The sequence below is a fragment of the Pseudomonas sp. A014 genome (assembly GCF_052378495.1).
GTDB lineage: Bacteria > Pseudomonadota > Gammaproteobacteria > Pseudomonadales > Pseudomonadaceae > Aquipseudomonas > Aquipseudomonas machongensis.
Map to the genome: position 1 here is coordinate 2634245 of NZ_CP199001.1, position 18877 is coordinate 2653121.

At 62.4% G+C, this 18877-nt stretch carries 17 protein-coding genes and 2 pseudogenes; 9 read left to right on the forward strand and 10 right to left on the reverse strand.

The features are described from left to right. Positions 1-16 precede the first annotated feature (16 nt). The 3 genes from ACTYOL_RS12040 to ACTYOL_RS12050 form a co-directional block, all read right to left on the reverse strand. A complete protein-coding gene (locus tag ACTYOL_RS12040; protein ID WP_054891269.1) occupies positions 17-259 on the reverse strand; it encodes a hypothetical protein in 243 nt (80 codons plus the stop codon). Positions 260-357: 98 nt separating this feature from the next. Continuing rightward, complete coding sequence (gloA, locus tag ACTYOL_RS12045; RefSeq protein WP_153773538.1) at positions 358-885, reverse strand: lactoylglutathione lyase; 528 nt, start codon at positions 883-885, stop codon at positions 358-360. 227 nt (positions 886-1112) lie between these two features. Beyond that, positions 1113-1481 carry a histone-like nucleoid-structuring protein, MvaT/MvaU family gene (locus ACTYOL_RS12050; RefSeq protein WP_197889625.1) on the reverse strand — a complete coding sequence of 123 codons (369 nt, stop codon included), beginning with the start codon at positions 1479-1481 and terminating at the stop codon, positions 1113-1115. 353 nt (positions 1482-1834) lie between these two features. Here ACTYOL_RS12050 and ACTYOL_RS12055 point away from each other — a divergent pair, with 353 nt between their 5' ends. Next, a complete protein-coding gene (locus tag ACTYOL_RS12055; protein ID WP_197889626.1) occupies positions 1835-3124 on the forward strand; it encodes an OprD family porin in 1290 nt (429 codons plus the stop codon). 65 nt (positions 3125-3189) lie between these two features. Continuing rightward, on the forward strand, positions 3190-3939 hold the full coding sequence (cobF, locus tag ACTYOL_RS12060) for a precorrin-6A synthase (deacetylating) (RefSeq protein WP_444757979.1): 750 nt from the start codon (positions 3190-3192) through the stop codon (positions 3937-3939). Positions 3940-3947: 8 nt separating this feature from the next. Here cobF and ACTYOL_RS12065 read toward each other — a convergent pair whose 3' ends face one another. Beyond that, entirely contained in the window at positions 3948-4298 is a 351-nt protein-coding gene (locus ACTYOL_RS12065) for a response regulator (protein ID WP_197889628.1), read from the reverse strand. A gap of 260 nt (positions 4299-4558) precedes the next feature. Here ACTYOL_RS12065 and ACTYOL_RS12070 point away from each other — a divergent pair. The 6 genes and pseudogenes from ACTYOL_RS12070 to ACTYOL_RS12095 all read left to right on the forward strand — a co-directional run. Then, a pseudogene (locus tag ACTYOL_RS12070) lies at positions 4559-6697 on the forward strand (CHASE3 domain-containing protein); the annotation flags it as partial. 102 nt (positions 6698-6799) lie between these two features. Continuing rightward, positions 6800-8026 (forward strand): annotated as a pseudogene (locus tag ACTYOL_RS12075) (response regulator); the annotation flags it as partial. After that, the gene (locus ACTYOL_RS12080) at positions 8023-8844 is read left to right on the forward strand and encodes a CheR family methyltransferase (RefSeq protein ID WP_063544792.1); all 822 of its coding nucleotides are present in this window, start codon (positions 8023-8025) and stop codon (positions 8842-8844) included. The pseudogene ACTYOL_RS12075 and the gene ACTYOL_RS12080, both read left to right, overlap by 4 nt. Further along, positions 8841-9416 (forward strand): chemotaxis protein CheB, encoded by a 576-nt coding sequence (locus tag ACTYOL_RS12085; RefSeq protein WP_153773541.1) that lies wholly within the window; start codon positions 8841-8843, stop codon positions 9414-9416. Before ACTYOL_RS12080 ends, ACTYOL_RS12085 begins: the two co-directional genes overlap by 4 nt. Further along, positions 9410-10636 (forward strand): hybrid sensor histidine kinase/response regulator, encoded by a 1227-nt coding sequence (locus ACTYOL_RS12090; RefSeq protein WP_063544794.1) that lies wholly within the window; start codon positions 9410-9412, stop codon positions 10634-10636. Before ACTYOL_RS12085 ends, ACTYOL_RS12090 begins: the two co-directional genes overlap by 7 nt. A 44-nt stretch (positions 10637-10680) precedes the next feature. After that, entirely contained in the window at positions 10681-11058 is a 378-nt protein-coding gene (locus tag ACTYOL_RS12095; protein WP_054891278.1) for a response regulator, read from the forward strand. Between the two features lie 6 nt (positions 11059-11064). On the opposite strand, the gene ACTYOL_RS12100 is transcribed toward ACTYOL_RS12095, so the two are convergent. The 4 genes from ACTYOL_RS12100 to ACTYOL_RS12115 all read right to left on the reverse strand — a co-directional run bounded on the left by ACTYOL_RS12100 (position 11065) and on the right by ACTYOL_RS12115 (position 15192). Then, positions 11065-11697 carry a LysE family translocator gene (locus tag ACTYOL_RS12100; protein ID WP_153773542.1) on the reverse strand — a complete coding sequence of 211 codons (633 nt, stop codon included), beginning with the start codon at positions 11695-11697 and terminating at the stop codon, positions 11065-11067. A 105-nt stretch (positions 11698-11802) separates the two neighbouring features. Further along, entirely contained in the window at positions 11803-12957 is a 1155-nt protein-coding gene (locus tag ACTYOL_RS12105; protein WP_444757980.1) for a cysteine desulfurase family protein, read from the reverse strand. Positions 12958-13116: 159 nt separating this feature from the next. Continuing rightward, positions 13117-14160 carry a hypothetical protein gene (locus tag ACTYOL_RS12110; RefSeq protein WP_200602530.1) on the reverse strand — a complete coding sequence of 348 codons (1044 nt, stop codon included), beginning with the start codon at positions 14158-14160 and terminating at the stop codon, positions 13117-13119. A 93-nt stretch (positions 14161-14253) separates the two neighbouring features. Then, on the reverse strand, positions 14254-15192 hold the full coding sequence (locus ACTYOL_RS12115) for a LysR family transcriptional regulator (protein ID WP_054891282.1): 939 nt from the start codon (positions 15190-15192) through the stop codon (positions 14254-14256). A 142-nt stretch (positions 15193-15334) separates the two neighbouring features. Between ACTYOL_RS12115 and ACTYOL_RS12120 the strand changes: the two genes are divergently transcribed. Continuing rightward, a complete protein-coding gene (locus ACTYOL_RS12120; protein ID WP_444757981.1) occupies positions 15335-16564 on the forward strand; it encodes an acyl-CoA dehydrogenase in 1230 nt (409 codons plus the stop codon). Between the two features lie 23 nt (positions 16565-16587). Here ACTYOL_RS12120 and ACTYOL_RS12125 read toward each other — a convergent pair whose 3' ends face one another. Together ACTYOL_RS12125 and ACTYOL_RS12130 are read right to left on the reverse strand one after the other, a co-directional pair. Beyond that, positions 16588-17673 carry a TerC family protein gene (locus tag ACTYOL_RS12125; protein WP_232233037.1) on the reverse strand — a complete coding sequence of 362 codons (1086 nt, stop codon included), beginning with the start codon at positions 17671-17673 and terminating at the stop codon, positions 16588-16590. A 150-nt stretch (positions 17674-17823) separates the two neighbouring features. Further along, positions 17824-18849 carry an ABC transporter substrate-binding protein gene (locus ACTYOL_RS12130; RefSeq protein WP_197889632.1) on the reverse strand — a complete coding sequence of 342 codons (1026 nt, stop codon included), beginning with the start codon at positions 18847-18849 and terminating at the stop codon, positions 17824-17826. Positions 18850-18877: the final 28 nt, after the last annotated feature.

An 18877-nucleotide genomic window follows, 5' to 3' on the forward strand; every position in this document is an offset into this window, starting at 1 on the left:
GATGGCTTGAGTGCGCTCAGAACACCTTCTGCCCTTTGTCCAGTCGCTCGTCCACCAGGGCGCGGCCGTGCGCCAGGGATACGTGCTGGGCGTTTTCCAGGTCGGAGAAGAACTTCATGGGCATCGACAGGCGCCTGCTGGTATGGCCTTCGGGATCGGTGATCAGGCAGCCGGCGGCGTAGGGCAGGGGAGAATCGGGGTGGGGCATCACACTGGCGGTGATGGTGTGCTCACGGTACTCACAGTGAAGGGTTTGCATCGTCCTTACCTCGCTGTGCTGGTTTGGAAGCGCTCACCTCTATGTACCACAGCGAGGGGCCGGAAGTTCCCGGCCCCGACGAGCGTGACCTGCGTCGGTCAGCCCTTCAGTTCGGTCGGCTGGATGACTTCGACCCAGTAGCCATCCGGGTCCTTGACGAACGCCAGGTGGTTCATGCGGCCATCCTGCAGGCGTTTCTGGAAGGGCACCTCCAGCGCTTCGAAGCGTGCACAGGCCTCACGTACGTCCGGCACCGAGATGCAGATGTGACCAAAGCCGCGCGGATCGGTGTTGCCGTTGTGGTAGGCGAACTCGGCATCGCTCTCGGTGCCGTGGTTGTGGGTCAGCTCCAGCACGCCCGGAATGGATTTCATCCACTGGTGACGCGCGGCGTCATCGGCAGGAATCTGCGTCGGGTCGACCAGGGCCAGGAAGTACAGGCTGAACTTCGCTTCGGGGAAATCGCGCTTGTCTACCAGGCGAAAGCCCAGCACGCGGGTGTAGAAGTCCAGCGACTTCTCGATATCCTTGACCCGCAGCATGGTGTGATTGAAGACGAATTTTGCGGTGGCGGTGTCGGGCTGGGCGGTGACGCCGGGCAGGGTTTGCAGATCGTTCAGGCTCATGGGGGCTCCAGAGACAAGGCCGGCGCAGACCGCGCCGACGGTGAAAACAGGACGGCCATGATACGGCAGTGAAGCGATTGCGCAAATGAAAGCGCCCTGCACGAAGGCAGGGCGCTGGAATTAGAGGCCCGCATGTGCGGGCGCGTGATGGGGTCGCTAGTCCTTTAGCTGGTTCGATACTCGCCCAGGCGATGTGAAAAAACTGTGAAGCAGGCGTGGATGTTTCATCAGCGTACCCAGGATTCCACCGTGGCCGCGCCGTACTGTTCCTTCCACGCTTTCAGGCCTCGGTGGTTGCCACCCTTGGTCTCGATCAGCTCGCCGGTGTGCGGATTCTCGTAGACCTTGACCACGCGCGGACGGCGTTGCTGCTTGACGGGGCTGGTCGAGGTTTTCGCGCTGGCTTTCACGCCCTTGGGGTCGAGGATCGCGACAATGTCACGCAAGCCCTTGTCATAGCTTTTCATCAGCCCAAGTAGTTTCTGCTCGAATTCGATCTCGCGTTTAAGGCTGGCGTCCTTTTTCATTGTCTCCAGTTGCGCGATTTGCTCCTGAAGTGCTTTTTCGGCCGCACGAAACTCTGCAAGTCTGGACACTTTCATCACTCCTGTCAGTCGGCCGTGGCATGGCGTGACGAACATGCAACAGTAATAAACGCCGGCCACGCGGATGGGTCAAACTGTTCGCTGAACAAGAGTGTAGACGTGGCCCAGTGTTCGGTAAACCTCAAACTTTTAGCGGCAAGTAAGGAACTTTCTGCGCGTCACGAACCGTAAACTCAGTGCGCTTTCCAAGCCTCTGCAACAGCTTTCATACCATGGTCCAATGGCCAGACTAGAGCGCCTGCGTGAAAATGGCGCGTCGTCTTCGTTTAATGTCGAGTGCCTCGCGGCACGTGTGCCCGATAGTGCATCGGCATGTTTCTCGCCTCTTCTGGATGTTCCCCTGCATGTTCTCTCCCTTTCCTCTCGCCCCTGGCCGCAGTATTGCCGGCCTGTCGTTGTTGTGCGCGGCAGCCGGTGCGCAGGCCGATGGTTTTTTCGAAGACAGTCACGCCAAGGTCGAGGCGCGCAATGTCTATTTCAACCGGGACTTTCGTGACGGCCACAGCAGTTCCGCCCAGGGTGCTTCCAAGCGCGAGGAATGGGCGCAGGGTTTCATTCTCGATGCCCGTTCCGGCTACACCGACGGCACGCTCGGGTTCGGTGTCGATGCGCTGGGCATGCTAGGTTTCAAGCTCGATTCCAGCCCCGCCGACAGCAACAGTGGTCTGTTGCCCTCAAGTGGGCATGACCCTCGCCATTCTGCCGATCAATACGCCAAGCTGGGCGTGGCGGCAAAGATGAAGGTGTCCCGGACGGTACTGCGTTATGGCGCGATGATGCCGGACGTGCCGCTGCTCAAGTACAACGATGGTCGTCTGCTGCCCACCATGTTCCACGGTGCAATGCTGACGTCCGAAGAGTTGCGCGACCTGAAGTTCACCGTGGCCCGTCTGGACAACTACACCGCGCGAGACTCCAGTGATCGCCAGGATATTCGCGTGCACTGCAAGAACAAGCGTTACGCCTGCGATATCCAGGCCGACCACTTCGATCTGGCGGGCGTCGATTACCGCGTCAATGATCGCCTCAGTGCCCAGTACCAGGTGTCGAAGCTCGAGAACATCTACCGCCAGCACTTCCTCGGCCTGGTCGCCACGCAACCTTTGGCGGTGGGCGCGCTTTCTGCGGACGTGCGCCTGATCAAGAGCGACGATATCGGCAACGCACGCGCCGGTGAGATCGAGCATCGGGCGTTAAGCGGCATGCTCGGCTACAGCCTGGGCGGGCACAAGTTCAGTGCCGGCTGGCAACGCATGTATGGCGACAGCGCCATGCCTTATCTGGATGGCAGCAACCCTTATCTGGTCAATTACGCTCAGGTCAACGACTTCGCAGCCGCCGATGAGCGTTCCTGGCAATTGCGGTATGACTACGATTTCAAGGCGTTGGGCATTCCTGGCTTGAGCTTCTTCACTCGCTATATCAACGGTGATCATATCCAGGTGCCGGGCAGCAGCGCCCAAGGCAAGGAATGGGAGCGTGACAGCGAACTCAAGTACCAGGTCCAGAGCGGCACCTTCAAAGATCTCAGCGTGCGTCTGCGCAACTCCACGTATCGCAGCAACTACGAACGATGGGCGCGTGACATGGACGAGACACGGGTCATCGTCAGTTACAACTTCTCGGTGTTCTGAAGCACTTTGCCAAATACCCCTGGGCGATGAACAATGATCGGCGGTACGGGCAGCGAGGCAATGCCATGAAGCAACTTCTGTTGATCGGTATAGGCCCGGGCGACCCCCGTCAGGTCACTTTCGAGGCCGTCGACGCGTTGCGCCGCGCGACGGTGTTCTTCGTGCTCGATAAAGGTGGCGACAAGCATGAGCTGTTGCAACTGCGCAAACTCATGCTTGAGCGCTATGTCCCCGAGGGTGGGTATCGCCTGGTGCAACTGGAGGATCCGCGACGGGACGGGCAGCACCAGGACTATGTCGGTGCGGTGCAGGACTGGCACCGCGCGCGCGCAGCCCTGTACGCCCGCATGCTCGAGGATGAGCTGGCGGCCGACGATATCGGCGCCTTCCTGTTGTGGGGCGAGCCGGGGCTGTATGACAGCACCTTGCGCATTCTCGACCTGGTGCGCGAGCGCGGGGTGGCGCTGCAGCTTGAAATCATCCCCGGGATCAGCAGTGTCCAGGCCTTGGCCGCGCGGCACCGGATCGCGCTGAACCGCATTGGCGAACCCCTGATCGTACTGCCGTCGCGGCGCCTGGCCGACCAGGCGGTGATCGACAACGTCGTGGTGATGCTCGATGGGCAGTGCGCGTTCACCGCGCTGGACGACCCGGGCCTGACGATCTATTGGGGGGCTTATCTGGGAACGGCAGACGAGATCCTGGTGGCGGGCAAGCTGGTGGAGGTCAAGACACAGATCGTGCAAGTGCGCGAAGACGCGCGGCGGCGCAAGGGCTGGATCATGGATACCTACCTGTTGCGCCGTGAAAGGTGAGGTCCGCGTCAGGGTGCGCCGAGGATTCCCACGACCTTGTCGCGCAGTTGGTCGATGCTGAATGGCTTGCCGATCAAGTGCATGCCCTCGGGGACATTGACGTTCTCGGCGTAGCCACTGGCGAACAGCACCGGCAGCAGCGGTCGGATTTCCCGGGCTCTGGCGGCCAGCGCTTCGCCGCGCATGTCGGGCAGGCCGACATCGGTCATCAGCAGCGACAGGGGTTGCGCGGTATCTTCGAGAATCCTCAAGGCTGTGGTGGCGTCCTGCGCCTCGATGGTGGTGTAGCCCAATTCGTCGAGCACGTCGACCATCAGCATACGAACGATGTCGTCGTCTTCGACTACCAGAAGGTGCATGGTTTGAATCCTGTCGCGTAAGGGAAATGTCTTTACTCTGTGCCTGTCGCACAGGCAGAAGTTCCGTCAGGATAGCGGCCCCTGCAATCGGATGGAACGATTGGCTGCGGATAGCTTCAAATACTGGCTAAATGCCCTGCCAGATCAGGCAAAGCTGGTTAGACTCGCACCAGGTGTGGGCGTGGCAGCGGCATACAACAATGACTGAATGTAGTGGCCACACACTGTTCAATGGACTTATTTCGCTCGGGCGTTATCAGATGATTCAAGCAGCCTCCATGGATCAACGCAGTTTTCGCAAGCTGCTGAGCCGTAACGTAGGCCTCCCGTTGGGTGTCGGCCTGCTGGGCGCCGTCGCCTTCGTTGCGGTGATCAACTATTTGCTCTCGGCCATGCAGTGGGTCGAGCACACCGATCGGGTGATTGGCAATGCCAACGAAACGGTCAAGCTGTCGATCGACATGGAAACCGGCATGCGCGGTTTCCTGATCACCGGCGACGAGCGCTTCCTCGACCCCTACGAGGTGGCCAAGCCGAGAATCTTCAGCAGTCTGGACAGCCTGCGTGGCATGGTCCTGGACAACCCTCCGCAGGTCGATCGTATCGACCGCCTGGTGGCCCTTCAGCGTGCCTGGAACGAGTTCGGTAGCGAACTGATCAAGGTGCGCCGCGACCAGGGCGATTTTCGCGGCGTGATCGGCAGTGGTCGCGGCAAGCGCATCACTGACGAGATCCGCAAGGAATTCGACGACTTCGTTGCCACCGAGCAGCAGCTGCGCATGGCGCGCAACGAGAAGGTCAGCACGGTCACCGTCACTGCGATCAGCGCATTCGTGCTGTTCATCGTCGGCCTCAGTGCGCTGCTGGCCTACCTGGGGCGGCGTGACCTGTTGGCGCTGTCCGAAAGCTATGTCAGCAACCTGCAGGCTCAGCAGCGTTCGGCCGAGCGTCTGGAACACCAGGCCTGGTTGCGCAACGGGCAGACCCAGTTGGGGCAGGAGGTCATCGGGCAACTGACGCTGACCATGCTGGGGGACAACATCTTGCGCTTCTTCGCCGGCTACTTGGGTAGTGTGGTCGGTGCACTGTATATCCGTGACAGTCATGGGCGCCTGGTGCGCGTGGCCAGCTATGGGCTCGATGCCGAACAGCAAGGGCGCGAGCAGGTAATGGCCGAGCACGATGGCCTGCTGGCCCAGGTGGTGCGCGAGCGTCGCGTGCTGCGTCTGGATGACCTGCCGCAGGATTACTACCGGCTGAGCTCCGGCCTGGGCAGCGGGCTGCCGCGCAGTGCCTTGCTGGCGCCGGCCAGTGACAACAACCAGGTCAATGGCGTACTCGAACTGGGCTTCCTGCGGCCGCTGCAGGAGCGTGATGTCGAGTTGCTGGAACGGATCAGCGAAAACCTCGGCATCTCCCTGGAGAGCGCGCGCTATCGCCAGCGCCTGCAGGAAGTGCTTGCCGAAACTCAACAATTGAATGAAGAACTGCAGGTCCAGCAAGAGGAGCTCAAGACCGCCAACGAGGAGCTCGAAGAGCAGTCGCGGGTGCTCAAGGAGTCCCAGGCCCACCTGGAGACCCAGCAAGCCGAGCTCGAGCAGACCAACGAGCAACTGGCCGAGCGCACCGTCGCCCTGGACCGCAAGAACAGCGAGCTCAATGCTGCGCAAGTGGAACTGCAGGCGCGTGCCGAGGACTTGCAGCGTTCCAGCAAGTACAAGTCCGAATTCCTCGCCAATATGTCCCACGAGCTGCGCACGCCGCTCAACAGTTCGCTGATCCTGGCCAAGCTGCTGGCCGAGAATGGCGAGGGCAACCTCAGCCAGGAACAGGTCAAGTTTGCCGAGTCGATCTATTCGGCTGGCAACGATCTGCTCAACCTGATCAACGATATTCTTGACATCGCCAAGGTCGAGGCGGGCAAGCTCGAAGTGCGTCCTGAGACCACCCAGGTGGTGCGCCTGGTCGAAGGACTGCGCGGCATGTTCCAGCCGCTGGCCGATGACAAGGGTCTGAGTTTCGAGGTGAAGCTGGAGTCGCAGGTGCCGGCGACCCTGTTCACCGACCGACAGCGTCTGGAGCAGATCCTCAAGAACCTGCTGTCCAACGCCATCAAGTTCACCGAGCGTGGTCAGGTAAGCCTGAACATCAGTCATCAGGTCGGCATGGGCATCGTCTTTGCCGTGCGTGACAGCGGCATCGGTATCGCCGCCGACCAGCAACAGGCAATCTTCGGTGCTTTCCATCAGGTCGACGGCACCAGCAACCGCCGCTATGGTGGCACCGGTCTGGGCCTGTCGATCTCACGCGACCTGGCGCACTTGCTCGGTGGCCAGATCAGCGTCGACAGCAGTCCCGGCCAGGGCAGCGTGTTCAGCCTGATCATTCCCGAGCGCTACGAATCGGTGGATGGACAGGAAGAGGCCCACAGCCTGCGCCCGACCCTCGATCAGTTGCCGCCGGCACCGCGCGCGCTGGCTGCACCTCAGCAGCCGCTGCCGATTCCCGCATTTGCCGACGATCGCGAGCAGGCGCCGTTCGCCAATCGCTGCATCCTGGTGATCGAGGACGAGCCGAATTTCGCCCGGATCCTCTACGACCTGGCCCATGAACTGGGCTACAACTGCCTGGTCGCCCATGGCGCCGACGAAGGCTTCGCCCTGGCGGCACAGTACGTGCCTGATGCGGTGCTGCTGGACATGCGTCTGCCCGACCATTCCGGGCTCACTGTGCTACAGCGCCTCAAGGAACAGGCCAACACCCGGCATATCCCCGTGCACATCATCTCGGTAGAAGACCGCGTCGAGGCCGCCATGCACATGGGCGCGGTGGGCTACGCGGTCAAGCCGGCCAGCCGCGAGGAGCTCAAGGAGGTGTTCAGCCGCCTGGAAGCCAAGCTGACGCAGAAGCTCAAGCACATCCTGTTGGTGGAGGACGACGACCTGCAGCGCGAGAGCATCGCCCGCCTGATCGGCGACGACGACATCGAGATCACCGCCGTGGCCATGGCCCAGGAGGCCCTGGAGCTGCTGCGCGAAAACATCTACGACTGCATGATCATCGATCTCAAGCTGCCCGACATGCTCGGCAACGAGCTGCTCAAGCGCATGACGGCCGAAGACATCCGCAGCTTCCCGCCAGTGATCGTCTACACCGGGCGGAACCTGACCCGCGAAGAAGAAGCCGATCTGCTCAAGTACTCGCGTTCGATCATCATCAAGGGCGCGCGCTCGCCGGAGCGCCTGCTCGACGAAGTGACGCTGTTCCTGCACAAGGTCGAGTCGCAACTGTCCCACGAGCGCCAGCGCATGCTCAAGACCGCGCGCAGCCGCGACAAGGTGTTCGAGGGGCGCAAGATCCTGCTGGTGGACGACGATGTGCGTAACATCTTCGCCCTGACCAGTGCCCTGGAGCACAAGGGCGCTATCGTCGAGATCGGGCGCAACGGCCGTGAAGCGCTGGAGCGTCTTGAGCAGCACGATGATGTCGACCTGGTACTGATGGACGTGATGATGCCGGAAATGGACGGCTATGAAGCGACCCGGCTGATCCGCCAGCAGCCCCGCTGGCGCAAGCTGCCGATCATCGCCGTGACGGCCAAGGCCATGAAGGATGACCAGCAGCGTTGCCTGCAGGCGGGTGCCAACGATTACCTGGCCAAGCCGATCGACCTTGATCGCCTGTTCTCCCTGATCCGCGTCTGGCTGCCGCAACTGGAGCGAATTTGACTAGCGAACGCAACACCGATATCGAGATCCGGCTGCTGATCGAGGCGATCTACCTCAAGTACAGCTACGACTTCCGTGACTACTCAGGCGCGTCGATCAAGCGCCGGATCCTCCATGCCCTGCGACAGTTCGACTGCCGTACCGTGACTGCGCTGCAGGAGCGGGTACTGCACGACCCGGGCATGTTCATGCAGTTGCTGCAATACCTGACGATCCCGGTCAGCGAGATGTTCCGCGACCCTGACCACTTCCTCGCCTTGCGCGAGGAGGTGGTGCCGCTGTTGCGCACCTGGCCCTCACTGAAAATCTGGATCGCCGGTTGCAGCACGGGAGAGGAGGTGTACTCCATGGCCATCCTGCTGCGCGAGGAAGGGTTGCTGGAGCGCACCATCATCTACGCCACCGACATCAACCCCAGCTCGCTGGAGAAGGCCAAGCAGGGCATCTACTCGATGCAAAGCCTGCGCGAGTACGAGGAGAACTACCGCAAGGCCGGAGGGCGGCGCGACTTCTCCGAGTACTACACTGCCGCCTACGGTAACGCCATCATGGACAGCAGCCTGCGCGACAACGTGACCTTCGCCGACCACAGCCTGGCCACCGACAGCGTGTTTTCCGAAACCCAGTTGGTGTCATGCCGCAATGTGCTGATCTATTTCAACAAAGACTTGCAGGACCGTGCCCTGGGACTGTTCCACGAGTCGCTGTGCCATCGCGGCTTCCTGTTCCTGGGCAGCAAGGAGTCGGTGGATTTTTCGGCCTATAGCGACCGCTTCGAGCCTTTGGTCAGGCCCGAGCGGATCTACCGCAAGACATGAACGGCGTGCGCGCAGTGGTCATCGGCGCCTCGGCCGGCGGCGTCGCGGCCTTGTTCGAGGTGCTTGGCGGCTTGCCAGAGGGCTTCGCCCAGCCGGTGCTGTGTGTGCTGCACCTGCCGGATGACCGCCACAGCCAACTGGCCGAGGTGCTGCATCGCCGGTTGCATCGCCCGGTGCGCGAGGCTCGTGACAAGGAACGGATCGAGGCCGGGCAGATCTATGTTGCAGCGCCCGGTTATCACCTGTCGGTGGAGCGCGACCTGAGCCTGTCGCTGAGCCAGGAGGCACCGGTACACTTTTCGCGCCCGGCGATCGACTTCCTTTTCGCCTCGGCTGCCGATGCCTATGGCGAAGGGCTGCTCGGCGTGCTGCTCACCGGTGCCAACGAAGACGGCGCCGAGGGCCTTGCCTGCATCAAGAAGTGCGGAGGCCGGACCGTGGTCCAGGACCCCCGCGACGCACAGGTTGCGCTGATGCCGGAGGCCGCACTGGCCCTGCATCGCCCCGACCATATTCTTTCTCTGAGCGGTATCGGGCAGTTGCTCGCCACCCTGGAACCCAGCGCATGCTAAGCCACATCATCGCCAAACTGCTGATCGTCGACGATCTGCCGGAAAACCTGCTGGCCCTCGATGCCCTGATCCAGGGTGAGGACCGTGAGGTGCACCGCGCCCAGTCGGCCGAGCAGGCCTTGTCGCTGCTGCTCGAGCACGAGTTCGCCCTGGCCATCCTCGATGTACAGATGCCGGGCATGAATGGTTTCGAGCTGGCCGAGCTGATGCGCGGCATGGAGAAGACCAAGAATATTCCGATCGTCTTCGTCAGCGCTGCTGGCCGCGAGATGAACTACGCCTTCAAGGGCTACGAGAGCGGCGCGGTGGACTTCCTGCACAAGCCGTTGGACACCCAGGCGGTCAAGAGCAAGGTGTCGGTGTTCGTCGACCTTTATCGCCAGCGCCAGGTGCTCGGGCGTCAGTTGGAAGCGCTCGAGCGCAGCCGGCAGGAGCAGGAGCAACTGCTTGCCCAGCTGCAGGTGGCACGCAGCGAGCTGGAGCGTGCGGTGCGCATGCGCGATGACTTCATGTCGATCGTTTCCCACGAAGTGCGCACGCCGCTCAACGGCCTGATCCTGGAGACCCAGCTGCGCAAGATGCATTTGTCGCGGGGCAACCTCGCGGCGTTCAGCGAAACCCACCTGCATGCGATGGTCGAGCGTGACGAACGGCAGATCAACAGCTTGATCCGGCTGATCGAGGACATGCTCGACGTGTCGCGCATCCGCACCGGCAAGCTGTCGATCCGCCCGCGGCTGTTCGACTTGTCGCAGTTGGTGCGCGGCCTGGTGGAGAACTTCTCGGCCCAGGCAACGGCGTTGGACACCCACATCGAGCTGCAACGCTGCGACGCGCTGCAGGGGGAGTGGGACGAGTTCCGTATCGAGCAGGTGCTCGCCAACTTGCTGTCCAATGCCTTGCGCTATGGCGAGCGACGCCCGGTCCAGGTGCGGGTGTTCGAGCAAACCGGCATGGCCTGTGTGCAGGTCCAGGATCACGGCATCGGCATCAGTGCCGCCAACCAGCAGCGGATCTTCCAGCAGTTCGAGCGGGTTGCGGCGCACCAGGCCAGTGGTGGATTGGGGCTTGGCTTGTATATTTCCGAGCAGATCGTGCAGGCCCACGGTGGACGAATCCAGGTCGAGAGCCAAGAGGGGCAGGGTGCGACGTTCAGCATCCTGCTGCCGCTGGCGACGGCCGATCAACAAAGTGACCAGGCGCAGGCAACCTCTGTGTGACCTGGTGGTCAGATGGCCAACTATTTGAAATTCAAGGCGTTGTCATGAGCGAAGATGCACAAGATGTGGTGCTGGTGGTCGAGGACGAACCGGTCATCCGGATGATCCTGCGCGACTACCTGGCGGGCGAGGGCTATCACGTGCTGGTGGCCGAGAATGGTGAGCAGGCGTTCGCGATTCTGGCGAGCAAGCCGCACCTGGACCTGATGGTCACGGACTTTCGCCTGCCAGGCGGGATTTCCGGGGTTGATATCGCCGAGCCTGCGGTCAAGCTGCGCCCGGACCTCAAGGTGATCTTCATCAGCGGCTATCCCGCGGAGATCCTCGAGTCTGGCAGCCCGATCGCGCGCAAGGCGCCGATCCTGGCCAAACCGTTCGACCTCGACACCCTGCATGAACAGATCCAGGCATTGCTCAGATAACGCGCCTTACACCGCCTTGGTGCTGAGCAATCGCACACCCAGCCCGATGAACAGCGCACCGGTGGCGCGTTTGAACCAGGCTGCCAGGCGCGAGGCCTTCAGGCGCTGGCCGAAGCGGTAGGCGGTGAAGCAGTAGAACGAATGCACCAGCCCGACGATGGCCGCGATACTGATGAACATTGCTGCGAACTGGCCGAAGATCGGCCGGCCAGGTTCAAGGAATTGTGGCAGGAAGGCGCAGAAGAACACCAAGGTCTTGGGGTTGCTCGCCGACACCAGGAAGGCTTCGACACCGATCCGCCATTTCGCGCGTGGCGCTACCGGGGTGATCTCGCCTGCGGGCAGCTTGGGCTTGTCCCGTGACAGCAACTGACGCAGGCCCAGATAGATCAGATACCCCGCACCCACCAGCTTCAACGCCAGAAATGCCGCCGGCAGCGAGATCAACAACGCACCGACGCCCATCGCCACACCGCTGATCAGCAGCAACTGCGCACTGAGGTTGCCCAGCAGCGTCATGCCCATGCCGGACGGGCCGTAACGCAGAGCGTTGCGTACGGTCAGCAGGACGTTGGGGCCCGGGGTGAGCGAGGTGATCAGATAGGCCAGGGAAAACGTCAGCCAGAGATGCAATGCCATGGAACGCGTTCCTTCGCAGGGGAAAGCCCCAAGATGTCAGTAATCGGCGCCGGATGCCATGGCAATGGGTTTTACTTCACTGTCCGTACCTGACAGAAGGCGTCGCTACCAGAGCGCCACGGCGCCCGCTGCAATGACCCGCCCGAACACCTCGAGCGCCTTGTCCACATCAGCCTCGGTGCTGTAGCGCCCCAGGCTGATGCGTACGCTGCTGCGTGCCTGCTGCTCGCTCAGCCCCAGGGCCAGCAGCACGTGGGATGCAGCGTTACTGGCCGAGTTGCACGCCGAGGTCGTGGAAATGGCCAGTTCGCTCGCCAATGCCGCACTGCTGAAGCCCTTGGCCTCGATACACAGGTTCAAGGTGTGCGGGATGCGTTGTTCGGGACAACCGTTGAGGCTCACACCGGGCAAGGCCAGCAGGCCGTCACGCAGGCGTTGCGACAGTGCCTTGATCCGCTCGTGCTCGCTTGCGGCCAGGGCGCCAGCCAACGCGAAGGCACTTCCCATGCCGACGATCTGATGCCCCGGCAGCGTTCCGGAGCGCAGCCCGCCTTCATGGCCGCCACCATGCATCTGCGCCTGCAGGCAGGGGCGCGCGCGGCTGCCGACATACAGTGCGCCAATCCCCTTGGGGCCATAGACCTTGTGTGCGGAAAACGACATCAGGTCGACGGCTTGGCGCGCCAGGTCGATGCTGACCTTGCCCACGGACTGGGCGGCATCCACATGTAACAGTGCGCCATGTGCGCGGACGCATTCGCCGATCCGGCCGAAGTCGGTGGTGGTGCCCAGCTCGTTGTTGACCGCCATCAGCGATACCAGGCGGGTGTCGGCACGCAGGGCGGCCTGGACGGCTTCGGGCTGTATCAGCCCCTGTGCATCCGGCGCCAGCCTTGTGACCGCCCAGCCCTGGCGCTCCAGTTCGGCGGCCGTGTCGAGCACGGCCTTGTGTTCCAGCTGGCTGGTGATCAAGTGACCGGGCTGGCCGGCGCCCTGGGCAATGCCCTTGAGGGCGAGGTTGTTCGACTCGGTGGCACCGGACGTCCATACCAGCGATTCGGGCGCCGCGCCGACCTGTTCGGCGACCTGGCGACGGGCCTGTTCCACCAACTCGCGGGCGGCCTGGCCGAAGGCGTGACCGCTGGACGCAGGATTGCCGAAATGCGCCTGGCGGCCCATGCAGGCCAGCATGCTTTCGATGACCCGGTCATCGACTGGGGTGGTGGCGGCGTAGTCGAGGTACAGCGGTGAGTTGTGCATAGGTGGGACCGTGCGAGCAGAGGCTGAAGAATGATGTGAGCATGCTAGGGGAGTCGCGAGGGAAGAAGTTTTTCTTGTTTTCGCCTTTCTCAGTGTTCCGTAGAAATATTTTTCTCCTTTAAGCCAGCCAGAAGAAAACTATTCTGGCTGGCCGTTGCATCAAAGCCTCCAGCACCCTTCGAAGCGTTCGCAAACGCCGTATTGCCGGTCAAGCTGCGCCATGGCCCGCAGGTGTTCGAGCTTCGCTTCAGCGGTGATCTGGCGGTAGACCCGCGCGTAGTAACGGCTCATGTCGCGCATGCGAACCTCGCGGCTATTGTAGCGGTTACCCAACTCCAGACCCGCCCAGATCTGCAACTGCTGGTCCTGCACGCTGTTGAGGTACTTGCGGTTATTGTCGCGGAATCTGGCCTGGGCGAGGGGCTTGACCTGGCCAAGGGCTTGCTCGAAATGCTGCAGATTGGCGCGGTACTGGTCCCAGTAGGCATCGGGCAGCGTGGCATTGCCCAAGGCCTTGCGACGTTCGGCGATCTGCTGATCGGCCGGAGGTTGCTGCAGGTTGCCGGCTTGCAGTATGTCGATCACTGCGCCGGACGAGGCCAGGCTGTCATTGATGAGGCTTTCGATCATCGCGCTACGTTGCACGGAGGCAGGCAGCGGAGTGGGCGGTAGCGGGAACAGCGGCGAGGTGCCGCTACAGCTTGCCAGGGGCTCATCGTTCAGCGGGTAGGGGATGCGTAAATCCTTGCCGTCGATGCGTTGCAGGCGGGTGAGTTGAAGCATGCAGTAACCGTCGCTGCGGTCGACGCTCACTTCGTACTCCGAACCGGCGGCGGGGGTGAAGGTGACCCCGATCGAGCAGGGCGCGCCACCGGTGCTCAAGGTGTTGGCAAACAGATAGAGTGGCTGGTCGGGCTCCAGGCGGATCTCCAGGTAGCCACGGGTGTCGGCGGTGGGTGGCACGCGCATGTCGGCGCGACGGCGAGTGTCTCTGGCCAGGAAGTTGTTGAGCAGGCCGGTGGTGCTGCCCTCGCATCGGGGACCCCGGTAGACATCCAGCGTCGAGTTGGAGGTGTTGGAGACGTAGCGCAGTTTTGCCGCGTCAGTGCGGCTGCTGTCCTGGTAGGTGCCGTTGAAGCTGCAGGCGCCGAGCAGTGCGCAAGCGGCAACCAGAGTGATGGAGCGTGCTGCGGTGGCGAGCATGATCGTCCTTGAGCGTTGGGTGAGGGCGGCGCAGATGCTAGAGGTGATGGCACCGTTCGTCCAGTGTGCCATCATCGTATGCACCGCCTTCGCTCAGTCGGCAGCGGCCTGCGCGGCAATCTCTCGCTCATCCTGCGCCACCACCTGCTGGCACAGTTCGATGATCTGCTCGCGCATCCAGCGGTTGGCCGGGTCCTGATCAGTGCTTTCATGCCAGTACAGGTGCGTTTCCAGTGGCGGGACTTCTACCGGCAGCGTCAGGTAGCGCAACTGATGGCGGCGTGCGAAACGCTCAGGGACGGTCATCACCATGTCGGTCTGCTGCAGCACCTGCGAGGCCATCAGGTAGTGCTGGGAGCGCAGCGCGATCTTGCGCTGCACGCCCATCTTGCCCAGTGCCAGATCGACGTAGCCCAGGCCGTTGCGACGGCTGGAAATATGGATATGGGTCATGCCCAGGTAGCTGTCGAGGGTCAGCTTGGCCTCGCCCAAGGGGTGGCCTTGGCGCAGGGCACAGACATAGCGGTCCTGCATCAGCTTGACGTGGCGCACCTGTGGATCGGTGTTCAGCGGGGCATCGACAGCGAAGTCCAGGCGACCTGCGGCCAGCTCCTTGGTAGTCTCGCGCCGCTTGCACAGGAAGCTCTCGATCACCACGCCCGGCGCCAGGCGGCGCAAACGCTGGAACAGCAGCGGCAAGACCACCGCTTCGGTGAGGTCGGTCATGCTGATGCGGAAGGTCTTGCTGGCCTGCTGCGGATTGAAGATCCGGCTTTCCTGCACCGAGGTACGCAGCAGGGCCAGGGCATTACGCACCGGGCCGATGATGTTCTGTGCCATCGGTGTCGGCACCATGCCTTGGGCGGTGCGCACGAACAGCGGGTCGTTGAAGGTTTCGCGCAGGCGTGACAGGGCATTGGATACGGCAGGCTGAGTGATGCCGACGATCTGCCCGGCACGGGTCAGGTTGGCTTCGGTGTAGATGGCGTCGAAGACGATGAACAGGTTGAGATCGACCTTGCTGAGGTTCATAAGGGCGCCACGTGTTGTTGATGTTATTCGCCGATCATATATCGGTTATGAATGTTAATACACGCCGAAAATAGACTAGGTGGATTGACCTGCACTGCTCTAGGCTCTGCTGCATGTTCTTCATTCCGCAAAGGTAGCCCAGATGGATTTCGCCTATACGCCCAAGGTCCAGGCTCTGCGCGAGCGCGTCACTGCGTTCATGGACACCTATGTCTATCCCGCCGAAGCGGTGTTCGAGCGCCAGGTTGCCGAGGGTGACCGCTGGCAGCCCACCGCGATCATGGAGGAGCTCAAGGCCAAGGCCCGGGCCGAAGGGCTGTGGAACCTGTTTCTGCCTGAGTCCGAGTACGGCGCGGGGCTGACCAACCTGGAGTACGCACCGCTGGCCGAGATCATGGGGCGCTCGCTCCTGGGGCCAGAGCCGTTCAACTGCTCGGCGCCGGATACCGGCAACATGGAAGTGCTGGTGCGCTATGGCAGCGAGGCGCAGAAGCAGCAGTGGCTGGAACCGCTGCTGCGTGGCGAGATCCGCTCGGCCTTTGCCATGACCGAACCTGATGTGGCTTCCTCCGATGCCACCAACATGGCTGCCACCGCCGTGCGTGATGGTGACGAGTGGGTGATCAACGGGCGCAAGTGGTGGACCTCCGGCGCCTGCGACCCGCGCTGCAAGGTGATGATCTTCATGGGGCTGTCCAACCCCGATGGCCCGCGCCACCAGCAGCATTCGATGGTGCTGGTGCCTACCGATGCGCCCGGGGTGAAGATCGTTCGCCCGCTGCCGGTGTTCGGTTACGACGACGCGCCCCATGGTCATGCCGAGGTGCTGTTCGATAACGTGCGCGTGCCTTACGAGAACGTCATCCTTGGCGAAGGGCGTGGTTTCGAGATTGCCCAGGGGCGCCTGGGGCCGGGACGTATCCACCATTGCATGCGTTCGATCGGCATGGCCGAACGTGCCCTGGAGCTGATGTGCAAGCGTGCGGTAAGCCGCACCGCGTTCGGTCGGCCGCTGGCCCGGCTGGGCGGCAACGTCGACAAGATCGCCGACTCGCGGATGGAAATCGATATGGCGCGCCTGCTGACCCTCAAGGCGGCGTGCATGATGGACACCGCCGGCAACAAGGTGGCGCGTAGCGAGATCGCCCAGATCAAGGTGGTGGCGCCGAACGTCGCGCTCAAGGTGATCGACCGCGCTATCCAGATTCATGGTGGTGCCGGTGTCAGCGGCGACTTCCCGCTGGCCTACATGTATGCCATGCAGCGCACCCTGCGCCTGGCCGACGGGCCCGACGAAGTGCATCGGGCGGCGATCGGCAAGTACGAGATCGGCAAGTATGTGCCCAAGGAGATGCTGCGCAGCGGGCAGTAAGCCCGCTGGGCAGGTCCTTGCCGTCAAGGGCCGGTGTGGTTCGTGGTAGGGGCCTTGGATGATCCTGGCGCGGTGTCGCCAGCGGTCGCTTCGGCCTTGCTCGGGCTGTCCTGGGCCAGGGCAGGTTCTTGCCCTTCGCTGCCTCGGGTCTTGAACAGCGACAGCACCACGCCGCCCAGCAGCAACCCGAATGTCACGCCCAGCGACAGCAGCGCCGGCACCTTGCCCACCAACCCGTGGTAGAAGATCTTGCAACCGATGAAGATCAGCACCAACGCCAGGGCGTACTTGAGGTAGACGAAGCGGTGCATCAAGGCTGACAGGGCGAAGTACAGCGAGCGCAGGCCGAGGATGGCGAAGATGTTCGAGGTGTAGACGATGAACGGGTCCTGGGTGATGGCGAAGATCGCCGGCACGCTGTCGACGGCAAATACCAGGTCGGCCAGTTCGATCAGCACCAGGGCGAGGAAAAGTGGGGTGGCGTAACGTAACGCCTTGCTCTGGCCGGGTGGTGTGAGACGGACGAAGAAGTGCTTGCCGTGGATCTGGTCAGTGACCCGCATGTGCCTGCGCACGAAGCGCAGCACCGGGTTGTTGGCCAGGTCCGGATGGCTATCTTCCCTGGAAAGCGCCATCTTCACCCCGGTGAACAGCAGGAACGCACCGAACAGGTAGAGCACCCAGGCGAAGTTCTGTACCAGCGCGGCGCCCACGCCAATCATGATCGCACGCAGGACTACCACGCCGAGGATGCCCCAGAACAGCACGCGGTGCTGGTAACGGCGAGGGATGGCGAAGAAGCTGAAGATCATCGCCATGACGAACACGTTGTCCATCGACAGCGACTGCTCGACCAGGAAGCCCGTGTAGAACTCCAATGCCGACTGGGCGCCAAGCTCGTACCACACCCATACCCCGAACAGTACGCCCACGCTGAAGTAGCCCGAGTACAGCAGCAGGCTTTCGCGCATTTCGATTTCGCGTTCCTGGCGGTGCAGCACGCCCAGGTCGAGGACCAGCAGGGCGATGACGATGGTGACGAATACCAGCCACAGCCAGGTGCTGGTGCCGAGCAGGGGTGTTGTGAGGAATGTCTGCAGAGCTGTCATGAGCCCCTCCTTGATTGTCGACGTTGCATGGCAACAGTGATTCCGACATGGCGGCGCAAACCGTCAGAGGGGCCCGGCATCACATGGGTGTAAGCCTAGTCCATGGAGTGCCGGGGCCAAGGGGGAGGGGTGTTACATTTCTTTGCCTGATCACGGTTTCCCGAGCGCGTCGCCGACTTTCTGCGCCACTGCAGGTGGCATCCAGGCTTTCCAGACCTGTGGATGCTCGCGCAGGAATACCTTGGCCGCCTCTCGCGGGTCCTGGCGTTTCTCGCTCATGATGGCCAGGGCCTGGTTGAGGGTGTCGATCGGCAAGTCGACCTTTTCGAACAAGGCCACCAGGTCCGGGTATTGGATCTTGAAGGCCTTCGATACACCAATCGACAGTTTGGCGGGCAGCGAACTGCTGCCACGTGGGGCGGGGTTGGCCGGGTCGGTCAAGGTGGCCCAGGCCTGGGCGTCATAAGCGGGCTCTTCCAGGCGCACGAAATCGAAGCGGCCCATCAGCGGTGTCGGGCTCCAGTAATAGAACAGCACCGGTTGGCCACGGCGAACAGCCGAGCTGACTTCAGCGTCGAGGGCGGCGCCTGAGCCGGTGCGGAAATTGCTGTAGAGCCCATCGAGCCCGTAGGCCTTGAGCTTCTGGCTGTTGACGATCTCTGAAGTCCAGCCGCTTGGGCTGTTGAGGAAGCGACCCTTGGTCGGCGCCTCGGGATCTTTGAATACCTGCGCATAGCGCTTGAGGTCGGCGACGCTCTTGAGTTCTGGCGCCAGCGGCTTCAGGTTGCGCGCCGGGTCGCCCTCGATTACGTATGCCGGCACATACCAGCCTTCGACTGCGTTCTTCACGGTGTCGCCCAAGGCGAACACCTCGCCCTTTTTCTCGGCGTCGACCCAGGCCGGGCTGCGCCCGGCCCATTCTTCGGCGATCACTTGCAGGTCGTTTTTCGCCAGCGCGACTTCCATGCTGACGGTGCTGCCGGGGAGGGTATCGGTGGGGTAGCCGTAACCGTTCTCGACGATCAGGCGCAGGATTTCGGTGGTCAGGGCGCCGCTTTCCCAGCCAATGGCGCCGAACTGGATGGGTTTGGCTGACTCGGCGCGTGCGGCGCTGTCGGTACTGGCCAGGCCCAGCGCGAGCAGCAGGCCGGCCAGCAAGGTTGGAATTTTCTTCATGATGGCCTCGTCGATTGCCAATTCGTGG